General features: G+C 47.4%; 12 protein-coding genes. 9 read left to right on the forward strand and 3 right to left on the reverse strand.

The window, feature by feature from the left end; all coding sequences use genetic code 11:
• Positions 1–16 precede the first annotated feature (16 nt).
• The 5 genes from K401_RS0119300 (at position 17) to K401_RS0119320 (ending at position 6,406) form a co-directional block, all read left to right on the forward strand.
• Positions 17–1,414 (forward strand): ABC transporter substrate-binding protein, encoded by a 1,398-nt coding sequence (locus tag K401_RS0119300; RefSeq protein ID WP_024294491.1) that lies wholly within the window; start codon positions 17–19, stop codon positions 1,412–1,414.
• Between the two features lie 130 nt (positions 1,415–1,544).
• On the forward strand, positions 1,545–2,441 hold the full coding sequence (locus K401_RS0119305; RefSeq protein WP_024294492.1) for a carbohydrate ABC transporter permease: 897 nt from the start codon (positions 1,545–1,547) through the stop codon (positions 2,439–2,441).
• Positions 2,442–2,512: 71 nt separating this feature from the next.
• A complete protein-coding gene (locus tag K401_RS0119310; protein ID WP_024294493.1) occupies positions 2,513–3,364 on the forward strand; it encodes a carbohydrate ABC transporter permease in 852 nt (283 codons plus the stop codon).
• A 10-nt stretch (positions 3,365–3,374) separates the two neighbouring features.
• Positions 3,375–4,658 carry an FAD-dependent oxidoreductase gene (locus K401_RS0119315; RefSeq protein ID WP_024294494.1) on the forward strand — a complete coding sequence of 428 codons (1,284 nt, stop codon included), beginning with the start codon at positions 3,375–3,377 and terminating at the stop codon, positions 4,656–4,658.
• Positions 4,655–6,406: an FAD-dependent oxidoreductase gene (locus K401_RS0119320; protein ID WP_024294495.1), complete on the forward strand. Its 1,752-nt coding sequence runs from the start codon at positions 4,655–4,657 to the stop codon at positions 6,404–6,406. Before K401_RS0119315 ends, K401_RS0119320 begins: the two co-directional genes overlap by 4 nt.
• A 279-nt stretch (positions 6,407–6,685) precedes the next feature.
• Here K401_RS0119320 and K401_RS0119325 read toward each other — a convergent pair whose 3' ends face one another.
• From K401_RS0119325 to K401_RS0119335, 3 genes are read right to left on the reverse strand one after another with little or no spacing between them, the layout of a single operon-like run.
• The gene (locus tag K401_RS0119325; RefSeq protein ID WP_024294496.1) at positions 6,686–7,705 is read right to left on the reverse strand and encodes an ATP-binding cassette domain-containing protein; all 1,020 of its coding nucleotides are present in this window, start codon (positions 7,703–7,705) and stop codon (positions 6,686–6,688) included.
• Entirely contained in the window at positions 7,702–8,403 is a 702-nt protein-coding gene (locus tag K401_RS0119330; RefSeq protein ID WP_024294497.1) for a GTP-binding protein, read from the reverse strand. The genes K401_RS0119325 and K401_RS0119330 overlap by 4 nt, the downstream gene beginning before the upstream one ends.
• Positions 8,400–9,653, reverse strand: a complete 1,254-nt coding sequence (locus tag K401_RS0119335; RefSeq protein WP_024294498.1) for an ABC transporter substrate-binding protein — start codon at positions 9,651–9,653, stop codon at positions 8,400–8,402. The genes K401_RS0119330 and K401_RS0119335 overlap by 4 nt, the downstream gene beginning before the upstream one ends.
• A gap of 386 nt (positions 9,654–10,039) precedes the next feature.
• Between K401_RS0119335 and nirJ2 the strand changes: the two genes are divergently transcribed.
• Genes nirJ2 through K401_RS0119355 form a run of 4 tightly spaced genes read left to right on the forward strand, consistent with a single transcriptional unit; the run spans position 10,040 to position 13,746 of the window.
• Positions 10,040–11,053 carry a putative heme d1 biosynthesis radical SAM protein NirJ2 gene (nirJ2, locus tag K401_RS0119340; protein ID WP_024294499.1) on the forward strand — a complete coding sequence of 338 codons (1,014 nt, stop codon included), beginning with the start codon at positions 10,040–10,042 and terminating at the stop codon, positions 11,051–11,053.
• On the forward strand, positions 11,050–11,994 hold the full coding sequence (locus K401_RS0119345; RefSeq protein ID WP_024294500.1) for an ABC transporter substrate-binding protein: 945 nt from the start codon (positions 11,050–11,052) through the stop codon (positions 11,992–11,994). The genes nirJ2 and K401_RS0119345 overlap by 4 nt, the downstream gene beginning before the upstream one ends.
• On the forward strand, positions 11,981–12,973 hold the full coding sequence (locus K401_RS0119350; protein WP_024294501.1) for a FecCD family ABC transporter permease: 993 nt from the start codon (positions 11,981–11,983) through the stop codon (positions 12,971–12,973). The genes K401_RS0119345 and K401_RS0119350 overlap by 14 nt, the downstream gene beginning before the upstream one ends.
• Complete coding sequence (locus K401_RS0119355) at positions 12,973–13,746, forward strand: ABC transporter ATP-binding protein (protein ID WP_051152998.1); 774 nt, start codon at positions 12,973–12,975, stop codon at positions 13,744–13,746. The genes K401_RS0119350 and K401_RS0119355 overlap by 1 nt, the downstream gene beginning before the upstream one ends.
• The last annotated feature ends 119 nt before the right edge of the window (positions 13,747–13,865 follow it).

Consider the following 13,865-nt stretch of genomic DNA (forward strand, 5'->3'; position numbering starts at 1 on the left):
ATTGGAGGAAGATACAATGAGAAAGTGGAAAAAATTAGGGGCACTTGGCATGGCATCTCTCATGGCAATGTCAGTGCTGGCCGGCTGTCAGAGCGGCCAGAAGACGGAACAGGTGACTACGTCGGCAGAGACAGCAAAAACGGAAGGAGCAAAAACAGAGGAGCCAAAAGCAGGTAACGGAGAACCTGTGGTTTTGCGGATGTGGGGAGGCGTTCCGGCTGAAGCCGGGCCTCAGGCGGTTTGCGACAACTTCAACCAGCTGTACAAGGATAAAGGAATTCAGGTTGAGTACGAGCGGTTTGTAAATGATGATACAGGAAATTTAAAATTGGAAACCAATCTTCTCTCAGGAGACGGAGTGGATCTTTATATGACCTACACCACCGATGTCCTGACAAAGCGGGCGGATGGAAACATGGCGCTGGATCTTTCGGAGTTGATTGCCCGGGATGATTTCCAGCTGACAAAATATTTTGGAACTCTGGCCGAAGCATATTACATTAACGGGAAGCCTTATTCCATTCCCACAAAGCTGGATCAGTACGGAATCGTATTAAATCAAGACATGTTTGAAGCGGCTGGGATCGAAGTTCCCACGGAATGGACCTTTGAGGAATTCCGGGAGATAGCCAAAAAGCTTACTCATGGAGAAGGTCAGGATAAGGTTTACGGCATGTTCTGGAATTCCCAGCAGGATCTGACCTACCTTTTCAGCTATTTAGCAACCCAGACCAACGGCGGAGATCCAATGTATAAAAGTGACAAGGAAACCAGCTTTGACGATCCGGTGGTGCTTAAATCCGTTGAGCTGATCAATAATATGATGAATGTGGATAAAACATCTCCTACACATACGGATTCCGTAACCCAGAAGCTGTCCCAGGAAAGCATGTTCCTGACAGGAAAATCCGCCATGACGGTGGGACCGTGGATTGTAAGAAGCGTTAAAGATCAGGCCAGCTATCCTCATGACTTTAAGACGGCATTTGCTCCTTATCCGGTGGTGGAAGAGGGACAGAGAAAATACACCCAGGGCGGCTATGGAGATCATCTGTGCATTAATCCAAAATCCCAGAACATTGACGCTGCATGGGAATTTGCAAAGTGGTATGCAACCGAGGGAATGCTTCCTGTGGTAGAAGGCGGACGTGTGCCTGCTTCCAATACCTATAACGCCCTGGAAGTGACCGAGGCGTTTGTCATGGGAGCAGAGGATTATCTGGATGCAGAAACCACCCAGAAGATACTCATAACACCAGCCGAGAATTATGCGGTTCCATCCATTACCAATCATATTGCGGAGGTAAAGAAAATCGCAGTCGAGGAGCTGGAAGGTATCTTTATCGGAAAGCAGTCAGTGGAAGATGGAATGAAAAAGGCCAAAGCAAGGGCAGATGAGCTTTTGCAAAAATAATCAGAGGCAAAATTCCCGGGGATGCCGCAAAGAAAACGGCAGCCCCGGGGAAAAAAAAGAAACACCCTTCGGGTGTACCTGGATGCTCAAATATTTGAGAAAAAAAGAAGAAAGGAGGGAACCGCTGATCATGAAGAAAATCAGGCTTAGCAAACAGTTAAAAATAGATTTGACAGGCTATGCTTTCATACTGCCTAATATCATCGGTGTATGTCTTTTCACCCTGTTTCCCATGATCTTTTCCCTGATCATCAGCTTTACGGACTGGGATTATACCAAAGGGATCGGCAACTGGAACTTTATCGGACTTATAAATTTTGTCGAAATGTGGCAGGATGAATGGTTTACCAGTTCCCTGATTAACACCATAATTTTTGCGGTGGGAGTGGTGCCGGTGACAGTTTTCCTGGCACTGGTGCTGGCGGTCATCATCGATAAATACTGCGTTGCCAGACTTCCCATGAGGCTGGCGCTTTTTATGCCCTATATATCCAATATTGTGGCGGTTGCCATTGTATGGGTGATGATGTACTCCCCCTGGGGACCATTCACCCAGTTGGTAAAGTTCTTTGGGGTGGAAAACCCTCCCCAGTGGCTTGGAGACACAACCTGGGCTCTGCCGGCGTTGATGCTCATGACCGTATGGTCGGGAGTAGGATATGCCAATATGATCTATACGTCAGCACTTCAGGGGCTTCCCCAGGATGTGTATGAGGCTGCGGACATTGACGGAGCAAATGAAGTTCAGAAGTTTTTTAGGCTTACGATCCCGTTTTTGTCACCAACCACCTTTTTCCTGATCATTACAACGTTTATCACCTCCTTTCAGGTGTTTGCGCCCATACAGATCATGACAAGGGGCGGCCCAGGAACGGCCACCAATGTGCTGGTTTACTATATTTACACTTCAGCCTTTACCTTCTACAAGATGGGATATGCCTCCGCCATGTCGTGGATATTATTCTTGATTTTATTTGGTATAACCATGTTCCAATGGGCAGGGCAGAAAAAATGGGTCAGCTATTAGAGGAAACACCCTGCGGGTATACCTGTATGCCCAAAAGGCATGGGCTATAGAGAGGAAAGGAGGCGGATGGAATGAAAAAATATCAACGGATCATCTTAAGGGTCCTGTTTACCGTAGTCATAGGGGCTCTGGCTGTCTCCATGGTTACCCCGTTTTTATGGATGCTCTCAGCATCAATGAAGCTTCCGCTGGATGTCATGAAGCTGCCGATTGAATGGATACCAAAATATTTTTATCCGGATAACTACAAGAAAGTGTGGAATGTGGGGGGCCTGGCAGCAAGGGATTACCATTTTGGCCTGGCATACTGGAACTCCATAAAGATCGCCGTCATCAATCTGACGGGATCGGTGCTTACCAGCACACTGGCGGGATATGCCTTTGCCAAAATAAAGTTCAGGGGGCGAAATGTTCTGTTCCTGATCTATCTGGCTACCATGATGATCCCCAGCCAGGTAACGCTGATTCCCAAGTTTGTTATGTTCAACAAAATGGGGCTGACCGGAACTCACTTAACCCTCATCCTGCCGGGACTGATTACCATCACAGGCACATTTCTCATGCGCCAGTATTTTATGCAGATCCCCGATGAACTGAGGGAGTCGGCAAGGGTGGACGGCGCCCACGAGTTTCTCATTTGGTTAAAGATCATGGTGCCCATTGCAAAACCCAATATGGCGTCTCTTGCAATGGTGGTGTTCCTTTGGAACTGGAACAGTTATCTGGAGCCTCTGGTATTTTTAAGCGACTGGAGAATGTATACAATTCCCATTGCCCTTACGAATTTTATTGAAGAAAGTGTGACGGAATACAACCTGGTTATGGCGGCGGCAGCCTCTGCCCTGATTCCGGCTTTCCTCGTATTTTTGCTGGGGCAGAAGTTTCTTGTCAAGGGCCTGGTGGCCGGTGCGGTGAAAGGATAGGATTGAGAATATGAAATATATAACAGAAAATAAGAGGGAAATCCCTGTAATACGCGAAGTGGATGTGCTGGTGCTGGGCGGAGGCCCGGCAGGAATCGGGGCGGCGGTTGCGGCTGCAAGAGAAGGCGCAGTAACCATGCTTGCGGAACAGACGGGAGATGTGGGAGGAATTGCCACGGCCGGGCTTATGAGCCACTGGACCGGAAAAACCGAAGGTGGATTTTACGAGGAAATCTTAAGCCGTTCGGCAGAGCTTACCGGAGAGGGACGGCAGATCATCAATCCGGAGCGCTTAAAAACAGTTTTTCTCCGCATGCTTACGGAAGCAGGAGTTTGCCTGCGGCTGTATACCTTTGCCAGCGACGCCATTATGGAAGGAAATGTGATTAAGGGAGTGATCCTGGAAAGCAAATCAGGCAGAGAGGCTGTCCTTGCAAAGATCGTCATTGACGCCACAGGAGACGGGGATATAGCGGCAAAGGCCGGCGCTCCTTATTCTAAGGGAAGAGAAGGCGACGGCCTCATGCAGCCGGCTACGATCATGTTTAAGGTGGCAGGTGTAGAGGAGGAAAGAGGTGTTTTTCCTGGCGGTTTTGAAGAAAGCTTTGCCCTTCCTGACGGGGATTTACAGGAGCTTGGGAAAAGATATCTGCCCAGTCCAGCGGGTCATGTGCTCTTATACAAGACAACGCTTCCGGGAGTGGTTACCTGTAATATGACCAACTGCACCGGAGTGGACGGCACAAGTGTAGAGGATCTTACAAAGGCAACCCTGGTCTGCAGAGAGCAGATGGAGAAAATAGTAGACTTTCTTAGAAGATACGTTCCTGGCTTTGAAAATTGTTATATTATCAGCTCCGCCTCCCTGGTGGGAATCCGGGAAACCAGGCATTTTAAGGGAGAAGAGACCATTACAGAGCAGGATATACTGGAGGCGAGGATATTTGACAACTGGGTAGTGGCAAAGGCCAGCTTTAATTTTGACGTGCACAACCTGACCGGCAACGGCCTTGATGAAACCGGATGTCAAAAGCATTTCCCACAGACAAAAGGGTACACCATCCCATACGGCTGTTTTGTGCCTCTGGAAATTGACAATCTGTATCTGGCAGGAAGAAACATTTCAGGAACCCACATGGCCCATTCCAATTACCGCGTCATGCCCATCTGCGCCAATATGGGGCAGGCAGTGGGTATTGCCGCAGCCATGTGCGCTGATTCCGGAATGGTGCCCAGAGCCCTTGAAGTGAAAAAGGTTCAGAGCCGTCTGATGGAATTGGGGGTGAATCCGTGAAAACCCATCATTATGACTTTGTCGTAGTGGGAGGCGGTATGTCCGGCGTCTGCGCAGCCATTGCCGCCGCCAGAAGAGGAGTGAAAACTGCCCTGATTCATGACAGGCCGGTGTTAGGGGGCAATGCAAGCTCTGAAATCCGGATGCACATCTGCGGGGCGGATCATCACATGTCGGTTCCAAATGCACGGGAATCCGGGATTTTAGAAGAAATACTTTTGGAAAACAAGCGGAGAAACCCGGAGATGGTATATCCGATTTTTGATTCCGTCCTGTGGGAAAAGGTCCATTACCAGGAGAATCTGACTCTTTATTTAAATACTCATATGACCCAGGTCCTGTGTGATGGTGACAAGATTGAAGCGGTGTGCGCCCTGCAGATGACAACGGAGAAATCCTTCTGCATTTTCGGCACCATGTTTTTAGATGCAACGGGAGACGGTGTGCTGGGGGCTAAAGCGGGAGCTGAGTACCGGATCGGAAGAGAGAGCAGTTCCCAATATGGAGAATCCCTGGCTCCGGAAAAAGAGGACCCCTATACCATGGGAAATTCCCTCATGTTCAAGGCCAGGGATATGGGGCACGAGGTTCCCTTTATAAAGCCCTTCTGGGCCAATACCTATACCGAGGAGCAGCTTAGACTGCGGGACCACAGCGATGTCACCTCCGGGTACTGGTGGATCGAGCTGGGGGGCGGAGAACGGGATGTGATTTCCCACGGGGAAGAACTTCGGGATGAGCTGTTAAAAGCTGTATTCGGCGTATGGGATCATATTAAAAACGGCGGAGATCATGGAGCGGAGCAAATGGAGCTGGAATGGGTGGGCTTTCTGCCTGGAAAAAGGGAAAGCCGCCGGCTCATGGGCGATTATGTTCTGACAGAAAAGGATTGCCTGGAAAGCACCCGGTTTGAGGATGCCGTAGCCTATGGAGGCTGGCCCATGGATATCCATACGGTAGAGGGCTTTTTAAATGAGAGCGATGATCCTACGGTCTGGAACCAGGTAAACGGCATATATTCCATTCCATATCGCTGCCTGTATTCAAAAAACATCCGGAACCTGTTTTTAGGAGGCAGGGCCATCAGCTGTTCCCATGTGGCATTTTCATCCACAAGGGTCATGGGAACCTGCGCGGTCGTGGGCCAGGCGGCTGGTACGGCCGCTTCCATGGCAGTAACAAGGAATCTGGGGCCAAGAGAGGTCCTGGATTGTGTGGGAGAGCTTCAGCAGGAGCTTTTAAAGGATGGCTGTTATATTCCCTTTGTTGCCAACCGTGATCCTGCTGATTACGCCAGACAGGCGGCGGTGACAGCTGCCTGCCATATCCCGGGAGGCGAGCCGGAAAAGGTGATAAACGGAGTGGCAAGAACAGTGGAGGGAGAGTCAAACTGCTGGCGTGCTCCTATAGAGGGCTGTCCGTCCCTGCTTCTTTCCCTGCCGGAGAAAAAGACAATCCAGGAAATACGTCTGGTTCTGGACTCCAATTTAAGCAGAGAGATCACCCCGTCTATAAACCAGGGCGTGTTGTCCAGACAGAAGTCAGGGCCGCCGCCGGAATTATTAAAGGAGTATGAAGTGGAGATTCTCTTGGAGGGAAAGGTTGTGAATCACATGACAGCTCAGTCCCAGGGCCAGAGGCTTCAGCAGCTATATCTTGACGGAACAGAAGGAGACGCCGTCCGGATCAGGGCCATTTCCACATATGGCAGCAGGGAAGCAACGATTTTTGAAGTGAGAATTTATTGATACAGAGGTAACATATCTGATGCCTTCTCCGGGCCGAATAATCCCGGAGAAGGCATTTTTTGTCTTTAAAGAAATACTGTTGCCATTTAATTTCATAACCCCATATGGAACTTGTTAAAAAATAACGGAAATTTCCGGCAGCAGGACAGGAGAAAAGGAAAAATGAAGATCGTAATATTGGATGGTTAGCGGTTGACTCTGCATGACGATTCGTCCGGAATATGTCTGATTTGGCGGCGGATGTCTGACCCATCCGCCGCCTGAAATGTTACCATAAAATTATAATGCTGGTTCCATGTCCAGAATGTCTGCAGACAAGGTACTTCCCTTACGCAGCTCCTGACGTGCAGCCTGTATCAGGGAATCCATTTTTTCAAGCCCTTCTAATAAGAGCTTTTCTTCCTCGCTGGTATCCAGAACCTTGCTGATTCCGCCGTTTTTAATAATGATCCTCTTGTCAGCCATAAGCGCCAGAAGGGGGTCATGGGTTGCCATTAAAACGATCTTATCAGAGGAGACTAAAAGCTCAAGCGCTTTTTTTCGGTCAATTCCGGCATTTTCGATTTCATCGATGAGAACAATGGGAGAAGAGCTTAAAATTGCTGTATCAGCGATCATTAAGGCTCTGGACTGCCCTCCGCTTAAGCTGGTGACAGGAGTGGTTAAGTCAAACTTTTCTCCTGCCAGATTATTGGCGGCTAAAATAATCTGTTCAATAACGATCTGGGGATTTTCCACCAGACGGCTTACGGCGTGCATCCTTAAAAAGTTCTCTACCGTAAGGTCCATGACAAAATTCATGTTCTGGGACAGCTGTGCCACCAGTCGGTTGTTGGAGGAAAAACGCCATTTATTATCCGGCTTTTCTCCGTTGATCAAAATGCTGCGGCCTGTTGGTGTATCCTTTTGCGCCGCCCATTCAATATCCGCCAGAAGGCGGCTTTTGCCGGACCCCGTAGGGCCTACGATGGAAATGATTTGTGAGGTTTCCACCGTAAGCTCTGAAAAGCCCTCCGGATTGCCTGATTTATCAAATCCTGCCAGAATTGTCATGGAAAGAACCCGGTTGCTCTTTTCCAGCCCCAGAAACGCACTCATCTGATCCACGTAGACAGGGAGATTGGACAGGAGCTTTTCCTTGTCAATGGCCTGATCTTCCAGTTCTTCTATTGTAAAATGCTCTAAATACTCCTGGAAGGTCTTATCCCCATACCCGGTAATATCCAGCTTATTCTGTTCAAAATACGCGCTTGCAAAGGGATATTCCTTAAGCAGCTGGTCTAAACTTAATTCCATCATGTCTTATCTGCCCCCAAATTGATTTTTTTAATGTTACCCATCTGAAATGCTTCTCCAATCCTCGTTTCTCCAAGACAATAGGAGCAGAGGGCGGAAGGCATGGGGAAGCGCAGCTGCATGCCTTGGACGGATTCAATGTTCTGGTTCTCGTCATAAAGGAGGCTTCCCAGCTCATAGGCGCCCTGTCCGGTCAGACCGTTTACATGCATTGTGACTGCACGGGGATTTACGGAGCTTACACAGGAAGCGAAAACCTCACGCTCTGCCTGGGAGACAATATCTCCCTTTGTAATGACCACATAATCCGCGGATTTTAACATTGGTCCGATTTTTTTCGGGGTATTGATGCCGGATAGGTTGTCAATGACGCAGACACCCTTAATTTCCTTTAAGTAAGGAGAACAGCGGTTGCAAAGACCGGCGGATTCGGTGATGAGCAAGTCCAGCTTTTCCTCATTGCCCCAATTCACTACCTCCTCAATATTGGAAGCAAAGAAATGATCAGGGCAGAGGGCGCCGGAAAGTCCTTTTTTAACCGGTATACCGGCCTTTTCGTAGGCAATATCATCATCAGTATAAAGGCAGTCAAATTTAACAACTCCAACCTTTATATTTCTGTTCTGAAAAGAAGCAATGGTTTTTAAGATCACAGACGTTTTCCCGGAGGAAGGGGGGCCTGAAAAAATAATCAGATTCATACAATCTCCTTTTCTGCTGCCTGATAAAACAGCTGTTCCGTAGTTTTGATCAGTTCTCCGATATCATGGCTGTGAATATAATCCCAGCCAAGCCACATGAAATTCTGCTCCGGCTTTAAGTGGTTATCCACCAGCGGATTGGTAGAAGGGAATTTTCCGTTAGAGGAGAGTATATCTCCTATTTCCCTGGAATAGAGGAAGTCCACAAATGGCTTGACCTTTTCCCTGTTCTTTGATCTTGCCAAAAGGAAAATCGGACTGATGATCGCGCCATCCTTTGGCCAAATCGGTCGCAGAGGACTTTTCTCATCTGCCATGCTGGCAAAAAAGTAGGGAGAAACCGTAATGGCCGGGACCTTATTTCCTTCCTTTGCAATATGGGATTTTACCATCTGGGCCGGATGCATGCTGCGCAAAAGGGCCTTACCCATCTTTGTAATGCCCTCATCCCCGTAATACCGGTGGATGTGCAGCAAAAATGCGTTAAACATATCCAAGTCCTTCATAGGCATGCTGATGCTGTTTTCAAATTCAGGCTTCATTAGATCCGCCCAGCTTTCGGGAAAAGGACGGTCCCCTAAAACAGCCGTATTAACCATAAAGACCGCCGGAACAATGCCGATGATGGCATACTGGTTTTTGGGGTCCTTTAAGGAAATGGACTCATTGTCAAAATCAGGATTTATTTGCTTAATATCTGAAATATCCTCAAATACACCCAAATCCCGGTAACGTCCCATCATGCTTTTATCAAAGAATAAGTCAAAGCCAGCCGACAGATAGAGGTCGGATAAGGCGTCTGCATTGCCGTCTGCGGCTATGACCCGTTCCTTTACATCATCCAGTCCAAGGTTGGCGGATTTTAAATTGTAGTCTACCTTATAGTCCATGAAATCTTTTTGGGATTCCATCCAGACCTCAAACTTTTCCAGAAGGGGAAGGCGGATGGGGCAGGGCAGTACGCCCTCAATGCGGATATCGCCGCCGTCTTCCTTTCTCGTAGGCGTGAGCCCGGAAGTGAGATTTGGAAGATTTTGATTAATGACCTCCTCCAGCTTTTCTATGAAAAGCTCCTTATTGAGCTTTCGCATGGATAAAGCCATTTCCAGGGTGACAGTTTTTCCAAGGGTATTGCGCATGACAGGATTATTTAAATGCTCAAAGCCGTTTGCAACAAATAATCCGATTGTTTCGGGGTATTTTTCGGTTATATCAAAGATGGTATCGGTTGTTTTTATATAATGTGTCATTTTGTTTTCCTTTCTATATGTGATAACGGTCAAGTCGGTGTGATACGCTTATTATAGCATGTGATTTCTGGTTTGGTTGTTGTAATTACAACGAATGCGGATGTGTTATTGATAGTATTTATTAAATACTGTAAAATTACGCCTGTTTTTCAAGTATATTATATCTTGGTTTTCCAGGCTTGTGAGGCTGGAATTAATATGGAAAAACCAGGAAATTTATGATAGTATAGCTTATAAGAAGCTCTTTTTTAGCTTCTCATAAAAGGTGATAAAAACAGCTTTTATTTCTATAAAGCCGTTAAAGGTTAAAAATATGTGGAATGAAAAAGGGTTGTTGTAATTATGATGAATTAAATGGTTTAAAGTATAATACAAGGAGAATGCATATGATAGTTTCGTGGATGACAACAAACCAGTGTAATCTTAAGTGTAAACATTGCTACCAGGATGCCGGCAATAAAAAGGCAAATGAATTAACAACGGAAGAAGCGAAAAAGCTGATCGATGAAATTGCCGGAGCCGGTTTTCGCATCATGATATTCAGCGGAGGGGAACCGCTGATGCGTCCGGATATTTATACTTTGGTATCCTATGCAGCCAGTGCTGGCCTTCGTCCTGTCTTTGGCACCAATGGTATGCTGATCACGGAAGAGACAGCTAAAAAGCTGAAGGAGTGCAAAGCAGCGGCCATGGGAATCAGCCTTGACAGCCTGGATGAACAAAAACACAACAAATTCAGGGGAGATGAAAATGCATACCGGCTGACCCTGGAGGGAATTGAGAACTGCAGAAAGGCCGGTCTGCCCTTTCAGATACATACGACGATCATGGACTGGAATCAGGATGAAGTGGGGGATATTATTGATTTCGGTGTGAGATCCGGTGCTTCCGCCAATTATCTGTTTTTCCTGATTCCGGTTGGCAGAGGGATATATCTGGAGGAAACTTCTTTGAAAGTCATGGAATACGAAAAGCTTCTCCAGACCATTATGGCCAAGCAAAAGGAGGTACCCATTGATATCAAGCCCACCTGCGCCCCTCAGTTTATACGGGTGGCAAAGCAGATGGAGGTGGATACCCGTTTTACCAGGGGCTGTCTTGCCGGACTTTCTTATTGTGTGGTAAGTCCTGTGGGAAAGGTCCGTCCCTGTGCCTATATGGTTGAGGAAGCAGGAGATGTCCGAAAAGAGCCTTTTGGCGAGATCTGGAAAAACAGCAGTCTGTTTAAAACTCTGCGCACCCAGGCTTACAAGGGGACATGCAGTGACTGCGTTTTCGGAAAAGAGTGCGGGGGATGCCGTGCACGTGCAGGATATTATAATGACGGGGATTATATGGCGGAAGACAGTTATTGTGCTTATGGAAAACAATTATGCGAAGAAGGTGCGTTGGTCAATTGAAGATAAAAACTATGGTGTATGCAGTGATGCTTCTTATGATTTTAAATATGCTTGCCGGATGCGGCAGCAGAGCAGCAGAACCGGCTTCCGGGACGCCGGAAGGGTACCGCTTTACTGATGCCCTTGGTCAGGAAGTAACGGTTGACCATCCAAAGCGCGTGGTCGCTTTGATGGGAAGTTTTGCAGAGATCTGGCTGTCAGCCGGAGGCAGTCTGACAGGAGTTACGGATGATGCGTTTGATGAAAGGGGCCTGGAGCTTTCGGAGGAAACCGTTTCCGTGGGGAAATACAACAGTCCCAATGTAGAAAAAATCATAGCCTTAAACCCGGATCTGGTCATATTGTCATCAGAAACCAAGGAACATGGAGCGCTCAGAGAGGTTTTAAAGCAGGCGGGCATCCCGGCGGCCTATTTTAAAGTGACATACTTTGAGGACTATTTATCCATGCTGAAAACCTGCACGGAAATAACCGGAAAAAATGAGCTGTATGAGAAAAACGGGCTGGCAGTAAAGAAAGAGATTGAGAAGACCCTTTCTGCCGCAAAGGCTCAGGAGCCGCCTTCTGTTTTGCTTCTCATCACCTATTCCGGCGGAGCGGTGGCGCAGAATTCCAAAACCATGACAGGAAAGATGCTGAAGGATCTGGGGTGCCAGAATATAGCTGATGAGAATCAGAGCCTTTTAAAGGAGTTCAGCATGGAAAGCATCGTAAAGGAAGATCCAGACTATATTTTTGTGATTCCCATGGGAAATGACGATGCTCTTGCCATGAAAAATTTAAAGGAAAGCATTGAAAATAATCCTGCATGGAATGGCCTTACTGCCGTTAAAAATGACCGTTACATACTTTTGCCAAAGGAAAAATTCCTTTATAAACCAAACGAGAAATGGGGAGAAAGCTATACATACCTTTCGGAGATTCTTTATGGAAAGAAATAATAAGGCGCGGCTGCTTATCCTATTGTCAGCCGCAGGCCTGGCGGTTTCGGTTATGCTGGGATTATGCCTGGGAGCCAGCAACATCATGCCGTCTGTGCTTATTGCAACATTTGCTTCAGGCAAGACCGATGATTCCTTATACCGGATACTTTTGACCGTGCGCCTTCCCAGAGTTCTGGGTGCCCTGCTTTCAGGTAGCGCGCTTGCGGTATCCGGCGCCATCATTCAGTCCGTGCTTAACAATCCCCTGGCAAGTCCCAATATCATAGGAGTCAATGCAGGGGCAGGACTGATGGTACTTCTGGCATCTGCTTTTCTTCCGGCAGATCCGTTTTTCCTGCCTTTATCGGCATTTTCCGGCGCGCTCCTTGCCTGTATGCTGGTTCTGGCAATTACCATGTTCGGCAGGATGTCAAGGGTCCTGCTGGTTTTAACAGGCTTTGTGATTAACAGCATTTTCAGCGCAGGAATGAATACGGTTATGATTTTATATCCGGATGCCTATGTAGGCGCGGGAAATTTTCTGGTGGGAGGCCTTTCCTCGGTGACTTCCAATGCTCTTGTTTATCCGTCAGTGTTTATTGCTGCAGGTTTTCTTTTGGCACTGTTTTCTTCCAAAGGACTTAACATTTTAAATCTTGGCGCAGACAGTGCACAGGCCCTGGGCATGAATGTAAACGTCTGCCGGTGTATTTACTTAACCATAGCGGCTGTCCTTGCAGGCGCGGCAGTCAGCTTTGCCGGAATGATCGGCTTTGTGGGTCTTCTGGTTCCCCATGGGATAAAATTGATCATTGGTCAGGATAATCGGTTTGTCCTTCCGGCCAGTGCCTTAACGGGAGGCATATTTGTTATTCTGTGTGATCTGCTGGCAAGAACCTTATTCCTGCCTTATGAACTGCCGGTAGGGATCTTAATGTCTTTTATGGGAGGTCCGTTTTTTCTTTATCTGATTCTTAAAAACAAGCGGAAGGGGTGATGGAGCTTATGATCAGGCTTGAGGGCGTGACTTATTCTTATAACAGACAGCCGCTGATCCGGGAAATGGATTTAAGCTTTGAAAAGGGAAAGATAACCACCATCGTCGGCCCTAACGGATGCGGAAAGAGCACTGTGTTAAAGCTTGCTTCCCGACTTTTGCATCCCAGGGAGGGGAAGGTGTTTTTAGAGAATAAAGAGATAGGCGGCATGAGGAGGAAGGAGTTTGCCAGAAATGTATCCGTACTGCTCCAAAGCAGCCACATACCGGACATGGCGGTGGAGGATGCGGTGATGTCGGGAAGATACCCCTACCAGTCCCCAGTCAGTTTTTCTTCTGCCGAGGATAAAAGGCTGACGGAATATGCCATGAAAATGACCTGCTGCGACTCTCTTCGAAATAAAAATATGCGCAGGCTTTCAGGAGGGGAGCGCCAGCGTGCCTTTCTTGCCATGGTACTGGCTCAGGATACCCCGGTGATTTTTCTGGATGAGCCGACGACTTATCTTGATATTAATGTTTCCTATGAAATCATGGAGCTCATAAGCAGTTTAAACAGGAAGCTTGGAAAGACCATTGTTCTGGTTTTGCATGATCTCAACCTGGCTCTCAATTATTCTGACCGTCTGGCCGTGATGGAGAATGGGAGGGTGGTTGCTTATGAAGAAGTTTCAGACAACAAAGTCCATAGCTGTATCAGCGATATTTTTAAGGTGGATATCCGGCAGATGACGGAAAAGGGAAAGTCTTATTATTATTCCTTTAAAATATGAAACATAATATCAGGTATTGTGGCGTAATTACAGCGTCAGCTGCCTTGTGATTGCAGGGGGTGGGGCTATTACTCTTGCAATTACAGTGCTTCCGCTGATTCTGGGGTAATGGCTGGCCT

It is taken from the genome of Lacrimispora indolis DSM 755 (assembly GCF_000526995.1).
GTDB lineage: Bacteria > Bacillota > Clostridia > Lachnospirales > Lachnospiraceae > Lacrimispora > Lacrimispora indolis.